Below are 18,302 nucleotides of genomic sequence, written 5' to 3'. Positions count from 1 at the left end.
AGTTGGATTATAGCGATGTTTGTTTGCTGGATACTTATTTATTTAATGAGTAAAGAACACTCATAATTAGAGCTGCTAAACTTATACTCGAAATCGCAATAGAAGAAAATGTTTCAGTGCCAATTGTATTGTGAAATAAACGGGTACTTATTAGATATGTGACAAAACCTATAAAATATGCAATTAAAGCTAAGAAAAAGATAGGCAAAACAAACGTTTCGAGTATATATGTCACCTTATCCTTTTGTTTCATTAAAGACCACCTAGTTTTTATACTTGATGTAGGTAGAGATAAAGTGTGTTTTAATGCTTCGAAAGTGTTGCTTACATATATGTTTATTTCATTATATATACATTTGATACGATCATAGTTATTTTCGTTTAAATGCACTTGCAATTCGTTCGCTAATTCAAATAGATCGGTAGTAATGTATTTGTAATTATCAGCGATTATATGAGATAAAAGCGTGTTTAAGTCTTTGGCATCTGCAACGGATATTTGGCTGTGTCTGTCTTTATATTTAAAGAATTTGGATAAAGGAACGAAAATATTATCTATTTGCGATGTTAATATTAGGCGTTTAGTTTCTGATAGCGTATTGCGTTTTGTAATGATATACGTTCCCATAGCTGAAACAACAACCGCGACTAATTCGACAGGAATTTTCACAAAAAAACCACCCTTTCTTTAATTAACATAATCATATCACATAATTGTCAGAAAGGAGACAATAAATGGAATTACAAACATTCAATAGTACACAATTCGGCGAACTCAGAACAGCTGAAATCGAAGGAAAGATTTATTATTGCGGTAATGATGTCGCAAGAGCATTAGGATACATACGCCCGAGGGATGCAGTTGCTCTACATTGCAAGGGGGCGGTAAAACACCGCACCCCTACAAATGGAGGAGTGCAAGAACTAAGTTTTATCCCCGAGGGGGATGTATACCGCCTTGCAGCAAGAAGTAAACTGCCACAGGCAGAGAAATTTGAATCATGGGTATTTGATGAGGTATTACCGCAAATCAATCATACAGGTGGATACAGAGTACCTAAGAATCCTATGGAAGCATTACAGCTTATGTTTGATGCTCAGAAAAATACAGATATGCGTGTAACGAATCTGAAAGAAGATGTGGAGAATCGTTTTCAGGACTTACCTTTAGTGGGGGATGAGCCAGAAGAAATTGTATCAGAGGTAAATGCAATCGCCTTGAAGCTATTGGGCGGTAAAAAATCGAACGCCTATAACGACAAATCGCTGAGATCAAGAGTGTACCAGGATATATGGCATGAGGTTAAGCACAAATTTGGTGTGCGAAAGTACAAAGCTATTAAACGTAAATACATACCGAATGTAAAAGCGGTATTAGAGGCATACACATGCCCTCAGAATTTGCTGGAAGAAATACTAGCAGTAAATCAGCAGGATACATCATGTGGGAATACATAGTAATCAGTCATGCGGTAATAACTATATACCTGGTAATCAATATGTATAACACTCTGCGTATGGGGGTCATATGCGACCCGGTAGTTTTACTGGAGGTACATCATGATAGACATGTATAAATGGGTTGATGGCCATGACCCATACAGGAGAACGCCAGATAATTATTATGACGAAGTTGTATCTGATGATGAATCAGCAGACCAGCAGGCAGAAGACGTGGAAGAAAAGGAAATAGGAAGGATTACTGAATATGAATGACATTATGAAGAAAGTCGTTAAATGTCCTAAGTGTGGGCGGAGTGAATATTACGGTATGCTGCACTGGAGAGACGGCAAAGAAATGTGTCGTGAATGCATTTACGACTTATGGGAAAGTGAAGGGCCTTGGAAAAGAACCCCAAGTGATGAAGTTTTCCCTATCTATGAGGATGGCAAAGACTACACACATATGACTGCCGCAGAACGCAGTACTAAATCAACACAAGAAATATTTTAAGGAGGAAGAGTTATGTTACCAGCTATTAAAATCTGGAAAATGGACTACAGTTTTATCATCGAGAATTATCTGAACCCTGCGTTATGGCAGAAAACATGGACGTTGTTTGAGTATAAGGATTTTGTTGTTACTATCAGACTAGCAAGAATTGAAACAGAAGATATGAGAATTATATTTCGATTGAACCTGCGGGATAATGGCAGATTGATTACATGGGGAGATCAAGAGGATGTTGGATATTCCCTAAAAAACAGTAGCATTGCATTTTTAATTAAAAGTATAAATGGATCTATATTTAGGATGATTAGTTATCATGAAAGGCATCATACTCTCGAAGATTTACCTGTATATAAAGAAGCCGAACAGCAAGGTGAGAGAGAAATAGAAAAATTAACAGCCTTAGCATCTGAATTTTTGGACGACGAAGGCGTTGAAAATGATGATATCAGAGAGGCGTACATCGACAAGTATGTAGATGATAACAAGCAAAACGACGAATACATTCAGAGGCTACGTAGTGCATATGAATATCATTTACTGACTGACTTTTACCTTGTATTTGCGGAATCGATTGGTGACGACGCAAAATATCAAACGGTTATGGACAAGCTGGAAGAGAACGAGATTGAAAATGTCTTGAAAGAAATCAATCAGTATAAGACATACATCGAAACTGACGATTATCAAGAGGAAATGAAAGGCCTCTTGGAAGAAATTTAGGAGGCAAAAGGATGAACGAAAATAAAGACGAAATCGCTGTTGTTGAATACAGCGTCGAAGGAAGCAATATCAAACTTACCCCGAGTATTGTACAGAATTTCATTGCAGGAAGTGATGCAGGAGAAATTACAATCCAGGAGTTTAAATTCTTCTCGGAATTGTGTAAGGTCAGAAAGCTCAATCCATTTACAAAAGAGGCATACTTAATCAAATTCGGGAATCAGCCTGCACAAATGGTAGTCGGAAAAGATGCTATCTTGAAAAGAGCCATCATGAACCAGAATTACGATGGAAGAGAGCAGGGAATTATTGTGAAACTTCCGGATGGTACTGTTGATTTTAGAAAAGGAACATTCCGTTTAAGTGATGAGGAGCTTGTTGGTGGATGGGCTAAAGTATATCGCAAAGATATCACTCATCCGACAGAAATTACAGTATCCTTTGATGAAGTTGCACAGCGCAAAAAGAATGGAGAGCTTAATAGCAACTGGTCTACGAAAGGCGCAACAATGGTAGAAAAAGTTGCACTGGTGAGAGCATTAAGAGAAACCTTTGTAGAAGATTGCGGAGGTATGATTGATGCTGATGAGGCGTGGGATGTATCGGAAATCAATGGAAAACCACAAATTCAAAAGGCGAAAAAGGATGAGCATCTTGAAGATGTAACTGGACGGTATGGTAAATTACGTAAAGAGCTTACTGCAAAAGAATATGATTTCCGAAGCAAAGAAAATAACGATTTTATAACGATGGCAGCTGGTATCGCCACACAGGATATCAGTGTGTTAAACGTGGATCAATTAGAAAAATTGTGCGATATCTATGAGAATATTTTGGAACAGGAGGCCAATGCATGAATCTACTGAAAACTGATAACAGCCTTACGATCGATGCGGAGCGTAAGATTATTGCATTTAAAGAGGCTACGGAAGCTATCAAAGAACAGGAAAACGAGTTTAAAAACCAGCTTTTGCAGGAAATGAAAAAGAGAGGAATCACCGGTTACAAGGATGAGAATATCACTATCTCGCTGATACTGGAAGGAGAATCTGAGCGTTTCGACGCAAAAGCATTTAAAAAGAAATTCCCTGCGATGCATAAAAAGTTTGCAAAAATAACTCCAATAAAAGAGCATGTACGATTAAGCATAAAAAAAGGAGTAACATCAGATAACATGGTCACGGAAATTACGCCAGAAGTTGAACAGATAAAGGTAGTTACTAATGGTGAAATCGAAGCGTTCTAGAGCCTGTGCAATACCGATGAAAGTAAAAATGATTGTTTGGGAAAGGGATAATCATAGGTGTATTCATTGTGGATCACCTTGTGCTAATCCAGAGGCGCATTATATTCCAAGAAGTGACGGAGGATTAGGGATAGAGCAAAATATTGTGACAGTATGTAGGGATTGCCACAGAAAGATGGATCAGACAAAAAAAGAAATTAGAGAGCCGATTTTAAAGGACACTAAACGGTATTTGAAATCACAGTATCCAGATTGGGATGAACGCAAATTGAAATACGATAAATGGAGGTGGCTGCATGAATGAACGCTTATACCTGTTCAATCCCTTCCGAATTAAGGAATGGGAAAACATACAAATTAAAGAGCAGTTGGATGTGCTTATAAGCAGATATGAAGTGGATGCATGTGCGCCTAGTCAGTACGCTGGAAATATCGAAAATCTAGCAAACCAGTTATATCTTATCGGAGAAATGACTGCCCGTCTTTATGAAGAGGTTAATGTTATGAAAGCGGATGTATCTAATGAAGAAAACCTGCAAGTATATAAACAGCGTGATGTATATGAAAAGACACATGATGGGAAACCACCTGCTATGAGTTATTTTCAGGCGCTTGCAAGTGATTTTGTCAAAGATAAGAGAGTTGCATTAGCAAAAAAAGAAAGCGACCTTAAGCGTTTTAAAATCGCTTATGATAGCATCGAGGCAAAAATGAATGCAGTGAAAAAGAAAATGGAAGCTGTACGGTTTGAGGAATTTGGTGGTTGATGATTAACTACCCAGACGGACGTAAGTATTCCTCTGCACAAACGCCGCCCACAAAGCCTAAGCGGAGCAAATACGGGGCAATCAAAACAGAGGTGGATGGGATAAAGTTTGATAGTAAACATGAGGCATCCAGATATAAAGAGCTGCGGTTACTTGAGCAGGCAGGGGAGATAACCAATCTCCGCCTGCAGGTGCCGTATATACTCTTCCCAGAGGATGAGCACGGAAGAGCATTAAAGTATATTGCAGACTTTGTATATAACGATGATACAGGCACTCTAGTGGTCGAAGATGCAAAGGGACACCCTACAGATGTATACAAGATAAAACGCCGCTTAATGGCAGAATTAAAGGGCATTAAGATAAAGGAGACATGAAATGAATTGGGAAGAAATGAAAAACATCGTAGAGCAATGTGTGCCAGAACAGCTGCTCAAAGAATATACGATATGTGTCGAAATAAGCTGTGCAAACACGAATGAAACACGCATTGAGATAGACAACAGTAAATGTGAGATTTTTGTCACAGAAAGCTAATTTAAAGGAGAGGAAATGTGTCAAAACAAGGATACATAAAGCTATACAGACAAATTGCGGATACACCCATATGGGCTGATTCAGACAAACTAAAGCTATGGCTTATGTGTCTGATGAAAGCGACACATGATGAAAAAACACAGGTGGTAGGCAATCAAATAATAGAGCTAAAGGCAGGGCAGTTTATCACTGGCAGATCAGCTCTTTCCGACGAATTTAATCGTGATGTGAAGAAAGACAGACGTGTTGATGGGCTTACACTGTTTAGATGGCTTAGCTTGTTTGAAAAAATGGAAATGTTGAACATCAAAAAAACTAATAAATACTCATTAGTTACTGTATTAAATTGGGATAAATACCAAGGACAGCGAACATCAAATGAACAACAGTTGAACAGCAAGCGAACATCAGTTGAACAACAGTTGAACACAAACAAGAATGATAAGAAAGAAAAGAATGTAAAGAATGATAATAAAAAAACATATAAAGGTGTGGTTGACTCATACACCCAAAGTGCCGAGCTGATTAGTGCGCTGAATGATTTTGTTGACATGCGAATCAAAATGAAAGGATTCACCGTAAGGGCATTAGAACTGGCTTTGCAAAAGCTAGACAAGCTCGCAAGTGATGACGACATGAAAATTGCTATTGTGAATCAAACTATAGAGAAAAGTTGGAAAGGATTCTTTGAGATAAAACAGACACAAAGCGCATATACAGGTTCTGCAGAAAAACAGCTACCAGAATGGTGGGATAATCAAGATTCAATCGAAACTAAAACTGATCTTGATGAGGAAGAGCTCGACAGAAAAATTGAGGAACTCAGAAATAGTTTATAACGAGGAAGGAGAGAGATAAGTGATTGAAACAAAAAAAGATGTCATAAACGCTATGACAGAAATATTACAGCACTTTCCACAGTTTTCACAGGAATGGAATAGCATTACAGATTGCATTAACTGGCTGAAAAACCAGGAATTCGAGGAGGACGAAGAATGAGATTAAATGGGTCTATGTTCCATGATGCAATGACTATAAACCACATCATGATTGATGGAAAACAAGTAAACGTCCATAATTCAGAGATTGATTACGGCATCATTAGCCAGTATTTATTAGAGGAAGATAGCGGAAAGACAGAATTTACATTAAGCAAAAAAGACTACCAGACTTTATCCATGTTGAGTGATTTTGAATTAAAAGTTAAGGATAGTAAAATACACATTAAAACAGCGAACGGAAATATTCTCCTCGCTAACATGAAGGAAGAGAAGATTCCGGATACAAGTTTAGGTGACAATACTATCCAGTTAAATGTAAAGCCAAGTGATTTCGCTTCCGGCGAGAAATTTGTTGGGAACGATAAAGCGCATATCCAGTTGAATGGCGTGAATATCACACCAACCGGATATTTAATATCTAATTCAAAATGCATCTACATGCGCAAAGCGGATACAGGAGCCACAGAACCGATCTGTGTACCGAAAGAAGCATTTAAGTATATCAGCTCTGCAGAAACATGCATGACGGATGGGAAGAGAGCTGCGTTCATCGGTCCGCAAGGGATATTTTACATATCACTCATCGTCGTAGCGATGGACATGCCAAAATTTGATACGAAACAAATTTGTGCTGTGGCTGCGGATAAAAAGCAGTTCTTAGATACGCTGAAAATGCTAAGAGGATATTCTATTGAGGTACAAATGATTTTCGACGGTGGACTGCATCTTTTGGCCAAGTCAGAAACAAACGAATTTGACATTGTTGTAAAAAGCGAGTTGGCAAAAGGAAGTAAATTAAATGTCAAATTGTATATTGACGATGTGCTAAAAATCGTAGAACTGGAGGAAGAGAATAAGATTGTACTAAGCTTTAACGACAGAATGATGATTTTTAACAAGGATGAAACCACAGCAGTATGTGCATATATAAATCAGCTAGATAGGGAGGTAGTGTAATGGATCTTATGAGTATGCTTACAGCGAAAACGGCTGAGGAAAAGCCGAAAAAGAAAGAAAAGAAAGCTGAGAAGGTTGCTGTAAAAAAAGAAGATAAGGAAAAAGGTAAGAAGTACAAGTACCCATTTGAAATCTATCTTGCAGCTGAGAAAAGAGATGTCTCACATATCTTTGAAGAAGGTACAGAGTATACGACGGATGAAATCACCAAGGCAATGCTGCAACATGGATTTTATGAGTTCTCGGGAAATGTAACATACGATTACATGGAAAAGGATAACGTGCTTGTACCTGTGTTCCAGCAGTACAAGAAAGGGTAAGTATGAAATATCTATTTGTAATTGTGTGGAGTGATATTGGGTTCAGCGTTCGATATTTGATTGACGGGAAAATATGGAGAGAATACGAATATGACATAAAAGAATTATTGGATGTGAACATCGGAGAATACGATAAAAGTATTGAAATTGTTGGAAATATCTATGAAAATCACGGAATGTTAGAGGTTGGTAAGGTATGATAAACAGAACGATATTAGTTGGCCGTCTTACTAAAGACCCAGTGCTGCGCAAGACTGCAAATGGATCCAGTGTCACAAGTTTCACATTAGCTGTAAATCGTAAATATAAACAGGAGGGACAGCCGGATGCTGATTTTATCAACACGGTTGCCTGGAATAAAACTGCGGATATCGTAGTGCAGTATACACACAAAGGCTCTTTGGTTGGTGTGGAAGGAAGAATCCAGACACGCAGCTATGATGACCAGAGCGGTAAACGCGTGTATGTAACAGAGGTTGTCGCTGAGAGCGTACAGTTTCTGGAAAGCAAAAGTGCTGCTGCAAGCAATGCTTATGTACCTGACTATGAGCAGGGAAACAATCAGGGCTACCAGAATGACAATGGTTCTCAGTCCTACTCCAATGACTTTATAAGCAGCGATACATTAGATATCGCAAGTGATGATTTACCATTTTAATGGTAGAAAGGAGATTTTCTATGGCATTCAAAAAACAGCGTATGGGACGTAAAAAAGTATGTTACTTTACGAAAAATAAAATTGAAAGCATCGACTACAAGGATGGCGGAATAAAAATTGATATGAAAATACACAGAGCTATTTGCCAACAATGTAAAGAGTTAGGATGGACGGAATAATGAACAAATATTGTCCCGATTTAACATCACACGAAAATGTAAAGGCAATGTTAATAGGCACTGGTGATTTTACACGGCCTGTACTTCGTCGTTGCATTGAAAGTCAATGCGCAGCATATAAAAAAGGAAAATGCATGAAATATGATAATACAGTAGCAATTAAGAAAGGAAACGGTGAAAATGAATGAACTTACAGAATTAGCATACAAAGGCGGAGAATCATTAAGCACTATAAAACTTTTAAAAGAAAGCTCAATAATAGGCGATACTGAAATCACTACACATATGGATAGTGGGGAGAAATTGGTTTTTGATCCATTTGCGACACTTGATGATGTCATACTTACATTTGCAAAAATGGCTGTTTGCTTTCTAACAGAGAAAGAGATTCTCTTTGTACAGGCATCACTAATGGGGTGTATTGATCAGATACCATCTGATGATTTTATAGAGTGCATGATAAGTGTCCCTGCAAAATTTAATAAAATGAGAGAATTGTGGATTGATGAAGATAGGAAAATTCTAAATGAACCACATGGAACGGAGTAGCGGAGATAGAATATGAAAAAATACAATAGCATAGACGGCCGCATACATACAAACAGCCGGTTGTGGTTTATTATCAGGATGGCAATAAGGAGGACGAAAAATGCAGAGAAAAGGCTTAGAAAAAACGTACAACGTTAAAATAGAAACAGGCTATATGTCAAGTAAAGGGACGGTGTATATCCTTCACGAGGGAAATCTAATGCTGCTATTCGAGACAATAAAGGAGCTGCAGGAATATCTGGAAGAGGTATACTCATGATTGATATTGCACTTGCAGCAATGTTGTATTTTACATTTATGATGATATATTTCATAAATCAACGAGAGGAGCAATAGACATGCTAACCGTAAAAGATAAAATTGAACAGTTTAAAAGAGAATGTAAGAGCGTAGAGTATTACACAAAAGCTATACTGGTCTGCAATGAAAGGATTGAAGAATATGATGTTATACTTACCGGTTTAGTGTGTCCGAATGGCAATGAAGAACCTAAGTGTGAAAACGCAAGGGATCCATATGCATCTGATAAACTGGAACCATTGATGAAACAGGATGAAGTGATACGAGAAAGAAACGATTACATAAGAAGAATAAATGATGTAAACCGAAAAATAAGCATGATAGAGAATCCTGTTGAGAGACAGTTGATCGTGGACTTGTTCGTTGAAAAGAAATACTATAAGCGAGTAATGGAAGATTATCATTATAATGATCATTCAGCTATGCTAAAGTTTGCAAATAGAGTAATCGCTAAAATTATTTAAAATGGACACAATGTGCCATGAAAAATGTGATATTATGATAGCGTAGAAGTACGGGGGATGAGGCGCAACGCTCTTCCTTCTGCTTCACTTTCCCCTTGAGGTTTACTTACGCGGCATCTTCGGATGCCTGCCGTAATCTACAGACGATTCCCCCCACCCATATATCGTCTGTAGATTAGGGTAAGTAATCTTCCTATCTATGTAAATACCCTTATGGACTTTTAGCTGAGAGAGATTAGCGACTGACTGAAAATCAGTAGAGCATGGTGCGTTACCATGAAAGTCCACCAAAAAGATATCAAAGCAGGGATATACCTCATATTGTTGAGAACACCTGCTAGATATATTGGTTGCCCTGGTGGCAGAATAACCAAAAGGAAAAGCGGTAAGGAATCCTAAGCGGACTTACCTGCGTAAAGCGTCTGGAAAGGGCGCTTTTAATTTACCTCTTTTTAATGTAAAATAAAATTACATGGAGGTGGGGTTTATGATGAGAACTAAAGTGTATGTGGATGAAGTGTTCAAAAAAAGATACATTGGATATTTAGAAGATGGAAAAATATACAAGGACACTGGAAAATTTTCTGATGAATGTGTAGGTAGATATGGAGATGGCAAGGTGTATTTAGAGAAATTACTTTCAAAGGATGTTTTAGCACTATACGATTGGGAATATTTTTATTTTGAAACAAGATTTGATAAAGAGCCTGTTGCTTATCTGAAAGATGGCAAAATATATAGAAAAGAATATCCACACCATTGTATTGGCTTATATGAAGGCGCCTACAATCCAGCTTGTATAGCTTTATTACTTTGTGATTTTCCAAAGCAGGAAACGGAAGTTATTCATCCTGTAACTATAGATTATGATGAAAATTATAGTAACACAAAGAAAAGTCTTGAAGAAAATCAAGATGAAGATGATATGAATGTGTTTTTCGGCATTATAGCAGGTGTTATTATACTTATAATTGGTGGTTTCGTCATAAAAATGATATTGTCTTCAGAAATATTTTGGATACTTGTTGCTATAGTTATATTTTTTGTGACATGCGTTTGAGGGATGTTCAAATAACAAAAGTGCAAATAGAATGCACTTTTCTTTAACCCAGAAAGGAGCTGTACGAAATGAATTATGTAAGCTTTATTTATCATCGTTTATGTAGTAAAATACAAGTAAAAAGGATGGTAAAGAAAATGGGTGTGTATGATACGGTTAAAGCGACTATCAAAGATGCGGTGGTAGTGGCTCAACAATCAGATAATGCTGATTTGTATCGAAAAGTTCTTGATTCTTATATGGCAGCGGTAAGTCTTATGGAAGAAAATATTGAGTTGAAAGACAAAATACGAGAACTAGAAAGAAAGATAAATGAGGAGAAAGATGTGATTCTAAGAGGAGAAAGCTATTATAGAAAACTGCATAATGGAAAGGAAGATGGGCCATGCTGCATGCACTGTTGGGATAATGAAAAGAAACTTATACATTATGCACTTGCAGGTGATTTATATTATTGTCCTAAATGTATGTTCAAAACGCGTATGATTAAGTAAAGAGCTACAAGGCTCTTTTCTTTTACCATAAAGGACGGTGTTAAAAGAATGAAATACAAATACATATGCGATGTGCTAATCAGCATAGGATGCTTATTATTCAACGCTTATCTTGTTACATTGACGTTGTATATGTGTATCAACTACTCTTTATGGTGGATATTGTTATTGATTTTCTGTGTTACTCCGGAGGATTTGTATGATCACAGTATGTAAAGACTGCCCTAAGCGCCACCCAGGATGCCACGGAGCGTGCGAATGGTACAAGGCAGAGCGTAAGGCCTTAGATAGGGAAAACACACGTAGACGCAATGAGATAGCTACTATATGCAGTATTAGCGATAAATATAGATAAAAAGAATGAGAGGTAGGTGATATATTGGAAAAGGACAATAAAGCTAGTGATGCGTACAAAGATTACAAAAAAGGCATGAAGTATAAAGACATAGCTGACAAGTACAATGTATCACTAAACACTGTAAAATCATGGAAACGAAGGCAGTGGGTGGATATCGAAAAAGGTGTGCAACCTAAGAAAAAAAGTGTGCACACAAAATGCACCCCTAAAGTTGACAGTAATGCACCACCTAAAACAGAACTGTTACCAGAAGAAATAGAAACATTGAACAATGAGGAGCTGACAGAGAAACAGCGCCTTTTTTGTTTGTATTATGTAAGATGGTTCAACGCTACAAAGGCATATCAACGGGCTTATAAATGTGATTACTTTACAGCACTAACGGCAGGACCGAGATTGTTAGGAAATGTTCGGATAAAAGAAGAGATACAGCGTATCAAGGACGCCAAGATAAAGCAGGCCATGTACACGGCAGAAGATTTCTTTCAGAAAATGATGGATATTGCTTATTCTGATGCAACAGACTTCCTTTCTTTCGGCAGACGTAAAGATAAGAAAACAGGCTTAGAATGCAACTATGTTGATTTCCTTGACAGCTCAGAAGTGGATGGGACACTTATCCAAGAGGTAAAACAAGGCAAAGATGGTTGCTCTATCAAACTTATTAGCAAAGAATTTGCATTGAAATGGCTGGATAAGCATTACAGCGAAGCCACAGACCTACAGAAAGCGCAACTGGAGCAATTAAGAGCTCAGACGGATAAGTTAAAAGCTGATAATGATACAAGCACAAATGAAACAGCACAGGATGCTATGGATGCTATTACAGGCATAGTGGAGCAAATGAAACCGCTAGGTGATGATGAAACATGACGCAACCTATGTTACTGCTATCTCCTAAGTTTAAGGATTTCCTGTGTGTTGATACAGAACGGGAATTCCTGGAAGGAGTAACTGCATGCGGAAAAACTACAGTGGGAATATTCAAATTTATGTGCAAGGTTGCAGCATCAGATATAAGATTTCACGTTATCGCTGGAGCTGACCTTGGGACAGTGGAAAAAAACGTTATCAATGGTGAACGAATGCTCCTTGATCAGTTTGTAAACGTAGCAGATTATCACCCATCAGGGCGTGGTAAGATACGCCTGCCTCATATTGAGTACAAAACGAATAAAGGCACAAAGATAGTATATATCTGCGGATATGATAACAAAAAGCGCTGGCAGAAGGTTCTTGGTGGTCAAGTAGGGTGCGTGTATATTGATGAGGTAAACATCGCTGATATGGAGTTTCTGCGAGAGATATCACATCGCTGTGAATACATGATGACCACATCCAATCCGGATGATCCATCGCTCCCTGTATATGATGAGTTTCTCAATCGTTCACGGCCATTAAAACGATATCGCAAAGATTATCCAGAGGAATTGTTGGATATGCTGAATCAGCCTGCAGAAAAAGGATGGATACACTGGTATTTTAATTTCAATGACAACGCAGCGCTTTCACAAGAAGCTATAGAACGTAAGAAAAAAGCCGTGGCCCCAGGAACCAAAATGTATAAGAACAAGATTCTTGGACTACGTGGGCGTGCAACAGGGATTGTATTTCCGAATTTCAACAGAAGTAAGAATGTCATATCAAAAGCTGATGCAAAGAAATATATGTATCGGTATTTTACTGTTGGTGTCGATACATCATATTCAGCAAATAGCCCTGATACGATTGCTCTGTTGTTTATCGGCATCACGATGTGTGGGAAGGTCATCATACTGAATGAGGAAGTATACAACAATGCTGATCTTAATACACCACTTGCACCTAGCGATGTTGTTAAAAGACTTATAGATTTTCTGGAAAGGAACAGGAAGGAATGGGGATTTGCAAAAAATGTATTTGTTGACTGTGCAGATCAGGCTACGCTTACAGAACTATACAAATATAAACGTTCGCATCCTTGTATCTATACATTTAATGATGCGTGGAAGGAAACAACCATTATAGATCGCATTCATATGCAACAAGGATGGATATATTTTGGCGATTACTTGGTGGTTGAGCATTGTACAAACCACATAAGGGAGCTAGAGGTATACAGCTGGCAGGATGATAAGTATGAACCGGAAGACAGAAACGACCATACGATCAATGCCAGTCAGTATGGATGGCTGCCATTTGTGCAGTATATCAATTCAACTAATCCATAGGAAGGAGGCAAGCAATGAAAATTTTTAATAAAGCAAAAAATGTAATAAAAGCATGGTTGGAGATAACGCCGGCTCAGAAGAACATATATCATCTGAATGAAACATTCAATTTTGAATCAAATGCAATTAAAAATCGAATTTGGATGCGAGGTGATCCAGAGGAACTGGATGAATTTTATAAACAGCTGGAGCGTGATAATTCATACTTCTGGGCAGCAAGCCCCCGCATCAAAATACGTAAGATTCATTCCGGACTGCCGTCATTGATGGTGCAGGTCCTTACTGATATCGTAATACGAGACCTTAACGGCATTGAGGTTGAGACGCGGCAAACGGAATGGGATGATATCAGCAAAGATAACAATTTCAATGAGGTATTACGTAAAGCAATCAAAGAAGCGCTGTTCATTGGGGATGGCGCTTTTAAAATATCGTTTGATAAGAAACTGACACAATATCCAATTATAGAGTTTATACCTGGTGACAAGGTGGAAATCGTCTATGAACGTGGGCGCTTTGTCGAATGTGTATTCAAAACGGAATATAAACATTTACACAAACGATATGTTCATTATGAGCATTATGGTAAGGGATATATTAAAAACGTTTTAACAGAATGGGGCATGAATGACCCGTTACCGTTGTCAACAATTCCTCAGACCGCCAATATTATCGATGTTTCCTTTGCTGGATATAAATTGCCTGATGAAAAAGGTGAGAATGAAGTATACGGCCAATTTGCGATGGCGGTACCATTTAAGATTAAAGACAGTACAAAGTGGGATAATCGTGGGGAAAGTATTTTCGATAAAAAAACGTCTTCCTTTGATGGATTGGATGAAATTATCAGTCAATGGGTAGATGCTGTAAGAGCTGCCAGGACAAAACAATATATTCCAGAAGCACTTATCCCACGTGATCCAGAAACTGGACAGATGCTGCAATTCAATCAGTATGATGATAGATTTCTAATGATTGAAGGAAACATGAAGGAAAAAGGTGAAAATCAAATCAATGTCACACAGCCTGTTATCCCTTCCGAAAATTATCTACAATCTTATATTTCTTTCTTAGACCTCTGTTTGCAGGGGGTTATATCGCCATCCACATTAGGAATCGATACAAAAAAGATGGATAATGCAGAAGCACAGAGAGAAAAAGAGAAAACCACGCTGTATACAAGAAATATTGTTATTGAGGCGATACAAAAAACACTTCCTGAAGTGATAAACTGCGTTATCAAGGCTTTCGATACTTACACAAAAAATGCGAGTGGAAACGATGTCGATGTTACAGTTAATTTCGGGGAATACGCAAGTCCATCATTTGAGGCAACAGTGGAAACCGTTGCTAAAGCAAGGCCAGGCAAAGTTATCATGTCAGTTGAGGCGTCGATCGATGAAATGTATGGTGATAGCAAGGATGACGAATGGAAGGCAGAAGAAATAAAACGGCTACGTATCGAAAATGGCGTCATGGAAACACAGGAACCCGTTATATCAGAATTTGATGATTTAGGTGGAACAACACCTACACCAGAAGATTATGAGGGTGAGTGATGGCTAAGAAAGAGAAAGACCCATACGCATTAAGAGACTTATTTTCCGAAATGGAGCTAGAACTTATGGCTTCACTACGTAGGAATTTTATAAACCATAAAATGGAGGAGCGAGCGAAAGGCTTTAATTGGGAAATGTGGCAAAAGGCTAAGCTGCGCAACCTGCAGGAGTACCGCAAGGAGACGACCAGCGTCATATACAGGTTTCGAAAGCGTATCACACAGGCAATCGAGCAGGTCCTGCGCGATCACTTTAGCGTTGGCGTGCGTAGAGCTGATATCAAATTGCCACAGGATGGAGTCAATACAGGACTTCACGGTGAAGCGCCGCCACAAGAAACGCAGTTTTTCGGTGTGAATAAGAAAAAGCTCGATGCACTTATCAAATCAACAAAAAACGATTTTGACGACGCACAGAAAGCTGTCTATCGTAAAATGGATGATGTGTATCGGCAGACAATCTTTAAGACTGAGTTTCAATTGTCCAGTGGAGCGATATCACTCGGTAAGGCAATCGACAAGGCTACAGAGGATTTTCTTGCTAAGGGCATCAACTGTATAGCATATAAAGATAAAGCCGGTGAAATCATACGCTATGTCAATATCGCTGATTATGCAGAAATGGCACTGCGTACAGCAAGCCATAGAGCAACTCTACTCGGTGAGGGTAGTAAACGCGACGAGTTAGGTGTGCACCTAGTCTTTGTATCAACGCACGCAAACTCCTGTAAACTGTGTTTACCTTGGCAGGGGCAAATACTCATTGATGACGTCTTTAGCCATCCTAGTGAGGATTATATTGCGAAATACAAAGATAAATATAAGTTGCTGTCCGATGCTATCAAAGCTGGGTTGCTACATCCTAATTGCAGGCACACGCTTGCGACGTACTTTGAGGGTGTGACAAGGCTGCCAAAACTGCAAGACCCAAAAAAGGCGCTGGAGAATTACAACAATGAGCAGAGGCAGCACAAACTGGAGCGTGAAATTAGGAAGCGTAAGAGGATACTTGCTGGAATCGTGGAGGATGGAGACCGAAAAGAGGCGAGGGCTAATCTAAGACAAGCCCAGAAAAATCTCAGGGACTTTCTGGAGGCGCATCCTGAATTTAAACGTAATCAGCGGAAAGAAAAAATTTATGGTATTGCTCCGAAGCTTGGTAGCGGCAATGGGGGCGCAGCTGGTAAGTCTAAAGGTGAATACGTGGAAACCATTACTCCATCAGAGATTGACAAGTACATCGAAAAGTACGAAAATGAAATAAAGGATTTGCCGGTTGAAAATGCTTATGTCATCCAAGAGGATGGCAAAGTCTTAAAATATGTAGGTAAGGAGGTAGCTGTAGCCTTTGAAGATGCAATACTGAAAAACGCAACGTTATTGCATAATCATCCCATTATCACCGAAGAGCCAAGCAATAGCTTTCAGGAGGATGATTTTGCATTTCTGCAGAATTTCGGAACAGAGATAAAGCGGTTGAGAGCCACTTATGGCAATATGCGTTATGAAGTAGAGGTGCTAAAAGACCTCAGTAAGGTATCATACCGGGATATAAAACTAAGAGCAAGCATGGACGTGGATATATTCGCTGAATTTGTTGATTTTGGAGATTTAGCCTTTGAGTTGTTGGATAGGGAGGGATATGTTAGATATGCAAAGACAAAAATTGAATAAAAAGCAGCAAGAGCTTTGGGATGAATTACAGCGTAAAACTGATGAGTTTTACGACAGTATCCCTGAAAAAGAAAAGCAGAAGTGGCCTAATGGAGATTTATATCATCCTCTAAGAGTCATGGAGCAAGAGTATTTAAAAAGAATAAGAGAATTAGCAGACGAGCACCCATAAATTGGATGCTTTTTTAGTGGAGGTACATTGTGAAAAAGGCAAACAGGAGTCAACGAAAGATTATGCAGGAACTTGATTACAAGATTGACGAGTACTATAAAACACATGACGATGAAAGTGATAAATTATATCGCATGCAAGCACACTATCACAAGAAAATTAAAAAATCTGGCAAAAGTGAGGTATGATCATTACTTTGCATAAAGTGTCAGTGATATTTACTACGATTTTAAATTACAATGCAGGACGTTAAAAATAAAAAGTGTCTGCATTTTTTTGTGGGAAGACAGAAAATGAGGTGAAGCATGTGAAAGACCCACCGCAGCGGAGTTTCCGTATTTTTGCAAATGAAAGGATGGTGATGATATGGCCTGTAAAAAGAAAGGAAAAGGCGGACGTAAATAATCTGTCTTTTATTATGCCCAACCATGACAAGGCTTTAAAAGGTGCATGTCCGAAAGGATAGGGGAGTACACCCGAATAAACAGGAGGAAAAAATGAAAAAGTATTTACGTTACCCTTTAAATATTCAGCTGTTCGGCGATGACGGAGGGACCGGATCAACTGCTGGTGCGCAGACAGGAGCACAGACGACAACAACGTCACAAATTGATTATGATAAACTAGCTGAGGTTGTGTCAAAGCGTTCAGCATGAACAGAGGATAAAGTGCTACAGGGCTATTTTAAACAGCAAGGTTTGACGCCAGAACAGGCCAGTGAAGCAATGAACCAATATAAGCAGGCACAGGTAACGAAGCAACAGGAAGAGGAACAGCGCATTCAGAATATGCAGCAAGAAAACGAAAAACTGAAAGCGCAGATTCTTGATGCGCAGATAGATTCTAAGATTGCTGAATTGTCTGCTAATCTTGGAGTGCAGGCAGATAAGGTGCCATTCCTTAACAAACTGGTCGATCGTTCTAAAGCAACAAAAGAAGATGGAACGCTAAATGATGATAACATCAAGGCGGCTGTCGAAACAGTATTAAAGGCTTTTCCTGATTTCAAGTCTACCACACAGGCAGGAGGATTTCAGCAAATTGGTGGAGGAAGTCAGGGAGCAGGAGGAAATGGTGTTGATGATCAACTTGACAGCATTTTCGGAGTAAAGAAAAAATAGGAG

Annotated in this window: 25 protein-coding genes and 3 pseudogenes; 27 read left to right on the top strand and 1 reads right to left on the bottom strand. The window is 38.6% G+C overall.

Annotated elements, in window-relative coordinates; translation table 11 throughout:
* Window positions 1–34: 34 nt before the first annotated feature.
* Window positions 35–670, bottom strand: coding sequence for a hypothetical protein (locus tag GKZ87_13505; protein ID QSI26425.1), 636 nt, complete (start codon window positions 668–670; stop codon window positions 35–37).
* A gap of 65 nt (window positions 671–735) precedes the next feature.
* Between GKZ87_13505 and GKZ87_13500 the strand changes: the two genes are divergently transcribed.
* The 27 genes and pseudogenes from GKZ87_13500 to GKZ87_13370 all read left to right on the top strand — a co-directional run bounded on the left by GKZ87_13500 (window position 736) and on the right by GKZ87_13370 (window position 18,299).
* On the top strand, window positions 736–1,458 hold the full coding sequence (locus GKZ87_13500; protein QSI26424.1) for a hypothetical protein: 723 nt from the start codon (window positions 736–738) through the stop codon (window positions 1,456–1,458).
* A gap of 102 nt (window positions 1,459–1,560) precedes the next feature.
* Window positions 1,561–1,716: a hypothetical protein gene (locus GKZ87_13495; protein QSI26423.1), complete on the top strand. Its 156-nt coding sequence runs from the start codon at window positions 1,561–1,563 to the stop codon at window positions 1,714–1,716.
* Window positions 1,709–1,954: a hypothetical protein gene (locus tag GKZ87_13490; protein ID QSI26422.1), complete on the top strand. Its 246-nt coding sequence runs from the start codon at window positions 1,709–1,711 to the stop codon at window positions 1,952–1,954. The genes GKZ87_13495 and GKZ87_13490 overlap by 8 nt, the downstream gene beginning before the upstream one ends.
* Before the next feature lie 12 nt (window positions 1,955–1,966).
* Entirely contained in the window at window positions 1,967–2,674 is a 708-nt protein-coding gene (locus GKZ87_13485; GenBank protein ID QSI26421.1) for a hypothetical protein, read from the top strand.
* 11 nt (window positions 2,675–2,685) lie between these two features.
* Entirely contained in the window at window positions 2,686–3,531 is an 846-nt protein-coding gene (bet, locus tag GKZ87_13480) for a phage recombination protein Bet (GenBank protein QSI26420.1), read from the top strand.
* Complete coding sequence (locus GKZ87_13475; protein ID QSI26419.1) at window positions 3,528–3,920, top strand: hypothetical protein; 393 nt, start codon at window positions 3,528–3,530, stop codon at window positions 3,918–3,920. Before bet ends, GKZ87_13475 begins: the two co-directional genes overlap by 4 nt.
* A complete protein-coding gene (locus tag GKZ87_13470) occupies window positions 3,898–4,224 on the top strand; it encodes a hypothetical protein (GenBank protein QSI26418.1) in 327 nt (108 codons plus the stop codon). Before GKZ87_13475 ends, GKZ87_13470 begins: the two co-directional genes overlap by 23 nt.
* Window positions 4,217–4,687 carry a hypothetical protein gene (locus GKZ87_13465; protein QSI26417.1) on the top strand — a complete coding sequence of 157 codons (471 nt, stop codon included), beginning with the start codon at window positions 4,217–4,219 and terminating at the stop codon, window positions 4,685–4,687. Before GKZ87_13470 ends, GKZ87_13465 begins: the two co-directional genes overlap by 8 nt.
* Window positions 4,687–5,064: a DUF1064 domain-containing protein gene (locus tag GKZ87_13460; protein QSI26416.1), complete on the top strand. Its 378-nt coding sequence runs from the start codon at window positions 4,687–4,689 to the stop codon at window positions 5,062–5,064. The genes GKZ87_13465 and GKZ87_13460 overlap by 1 nt, the downstream gene beginning before the upstream one ends.
* A 177-nt stretch (window positions 5,065–5,241) precedes the next feature.
* Window positions 5,242–6,063: a hypothetical protein gene (locus tag GKZ87_13455; GenBank protein ID QSI26415.1), complete on the top strand. Its 822-nt coding sequence runs from the start codon at window positions 5,242–5,244 to the stop codon at window positions 6,061–6,063.
* A gap of 19 nt (window positions 6,064–6,082) precedes the next feature.
* Window positions 6,083–6,223 carry a hypothetical protein gene (locus tag GKZ87_13450; GenBank protein ID QSI26414.1) on the top strand — a complete coding sequence of 47 codons (141 nt, stop codon included), beginning with the start codon at window positions 6,083–6,085 and terminating at the stop codon, window positions 6,221–6,223.
* Window positions 6,220–7,182, top strand: coding sequence for a hypothetical protein (locus GKZ87_13445; protein QSI26413.1), 963 nt, complete (start codon window positions 6,220–6,222; stop codon window positions 7,180–7,182). Before GKZ87_13450 ends, GKZ87_13445 begins: the two co-directional genes overlap by 4 nt.
* Entirely contained in the window at window positions 7,182–7,502 is a 321-nt protein-coding gene (locus GKZ87_13440) for a hypothetical protein (protein ID QSI26412.1), read from the top strand. The genes GKZ87_13445 and GKZ87_13440 overlap by 1 nt, the downstream gene beginning before the upstream one ends.
* Window positions 7,503–7,513: 11 nt before the next feature.
* Window positions 7,514–7,702: pseudogene (locus GKZ87_13435) on the top strand (hypothetical protein).
* Window positions 7,699–8,160 (top strand): single-stranded DNA-binding protein, encoded by a 462-nt coding sequence (gene ssb, locus GKZ87_13430; protein ID QSI26411.1) that lies wholly within the window; start codon window positions 7,699–7,701, stop codon window positions 8,158–8,160. The pseudogene GKZ87_13435 and the gene ssb overlap by 4 nt, the downstream one beginning before the upstream one ends.
* Before the next feature lie 20 nt (window positions 8,161–8,180).
* A pseudogene (locus GKZ87_13425) lies at window positions 8,181–8,264 on the top strand (30S ribosomal protein S18).
* 74 nt (window positions 8,265–8,338) lie between these two features.
* Window positions 8,339–8,527, top strand: coding sequence for a hypothetical protein (locus GKZ87_13420; GenBank protein QSI26410.1), 189 nt, complete (start codon window positions 8,339–8,341; stop codon window positions 8,525–8,527).
* Window positions 8,520–8,888: a hypothetical protein gene (locus GKZ87_13415; GenBank protein ID QSI26409.1), complete on the top strand. Its 369-nt coding sequence runs from the start codon at window positions 8,520–8,522 to the stop codon at window positions 8,886–8,888. The genes GKZ87_13420 and GKZ87_13415 overlap by 8 nt, the downstream gene beginning before the upstream one ends.
* Window positions 8,889–9,226: 338 nt before the next feature.
* On the top strand, window positions 9,227–9,652 hold the full coding sequence (locus tag GKZ87_13410; GenBank protein ID QSI26408.1) for a hypothetical protein: 426 nt from the start codon (window positions 9,227–9,229) through the stop codon (window positions 9,650–9,652).
* A gap of 487 nt (window positions 9,653–10,139) precedes the next feature.
* Window positions 10,140–10,712, top strand: coding sequence for a hypothetical protein (locus GKZ87_13405; protein ID QSI26407.1), 573 nt, complete (start codon window positions 10,140–10,142; stop codon window positions 10,710–10,712).
* 68 nt (window positions 10,713–10,780) lie between these two features.
* Window positions 10,781–11,206 (top strand): hypothetical protein, encoded by a 426-nt coding sequence (locus GKZ87_13400; protein ID QSI26406.1) that lies wholly within the window; start codon window positions 10,781–10,783, stop codon window positions 11,204–11,206.
* A 430-nt stretch (window positions 11,207–11,636) separates the two neighbouring features.
* Window positions 11,637–12,437: a hypothetical protein gene (locus GKZ87_13395; GenBank protein QSI27971.1), complete on the top strand. Its 801-nt coding sequence runs from the start codon at window positions 11,637–11,639 to the stop codon at window positions 12,435–12,437.
* Window positions 12,434–13,774, top strand: a complete 1,341-nt coding sequence (locus GKZ87_13390) for a terminase (protein QSI26405.1) — start codon at window positions 12,434–12,436, stop codon at window positions 13,772–13,774. The genes GKZ87_13395 and GKZ87_13390 overlap by 4 nt, the downstream gene beginning before the upstream one ends.
* 14 nt (window positions 13,775–13,788) lie before the next feature.
* Entirely contained in the window at window positions 13,789–15,333 is a 1,545-nt protein-coding gene (locus GKZ87_13385) for a capsid protein (GenBank protein ID QSI26404.1), read from the top strand.
* Window positions 15,333–17,006 carry a capsid protein gene (locus tag GKZ87_13380; protein ID QSI26403.1) on the top strand — a complete coding sequence of 558 codons (1,674 nt, stop codon included), beginning with the start codon at window positions 15,333–15,335 and terminating at the stop codon, window positions 17,004–17,006. Before GKZ87_13385 ends, GKZ87_13380 begins: the two co-directional genes overlap by 1 nt.
* Entirely contained in the window at window positions 16,984–17,178 is a 195-nt protein-coding gene (locus GKZ87_13375) for a hypothetical protein (protein ID QSI27970.1), read from the top strand. The genes GKZ87_13380 and GKZ87_13375 overlap by 23 nt, the downstream gene beginning before the upstream one ends.
* A 497-nt stretch (window positions 17,179–17,675) precedes the next feature.
* A pseudogene (locus GKZ87_13370) lies at window positions 17,676–18,299 on the top strand (hypothetical protein).
* Window positions 18,300–18,302 lie beyond the last annotated feature (3 nt).

The organism is Erysipelotrichaceae bacterium 66202529 (assembly GCA_017161075.1).
Taxonomy (GTDB): Bacteria; Bacillota_I; Bacilli_A; order Erysipelotrichales; family Erysipelotrichaceae; genus Clostridium_AQ.
The sequence above is the reverse complement of the archived record's forward strand: the minus strand, read 5'-3'. Positions and strand labels throughout refer to the sequence as shown.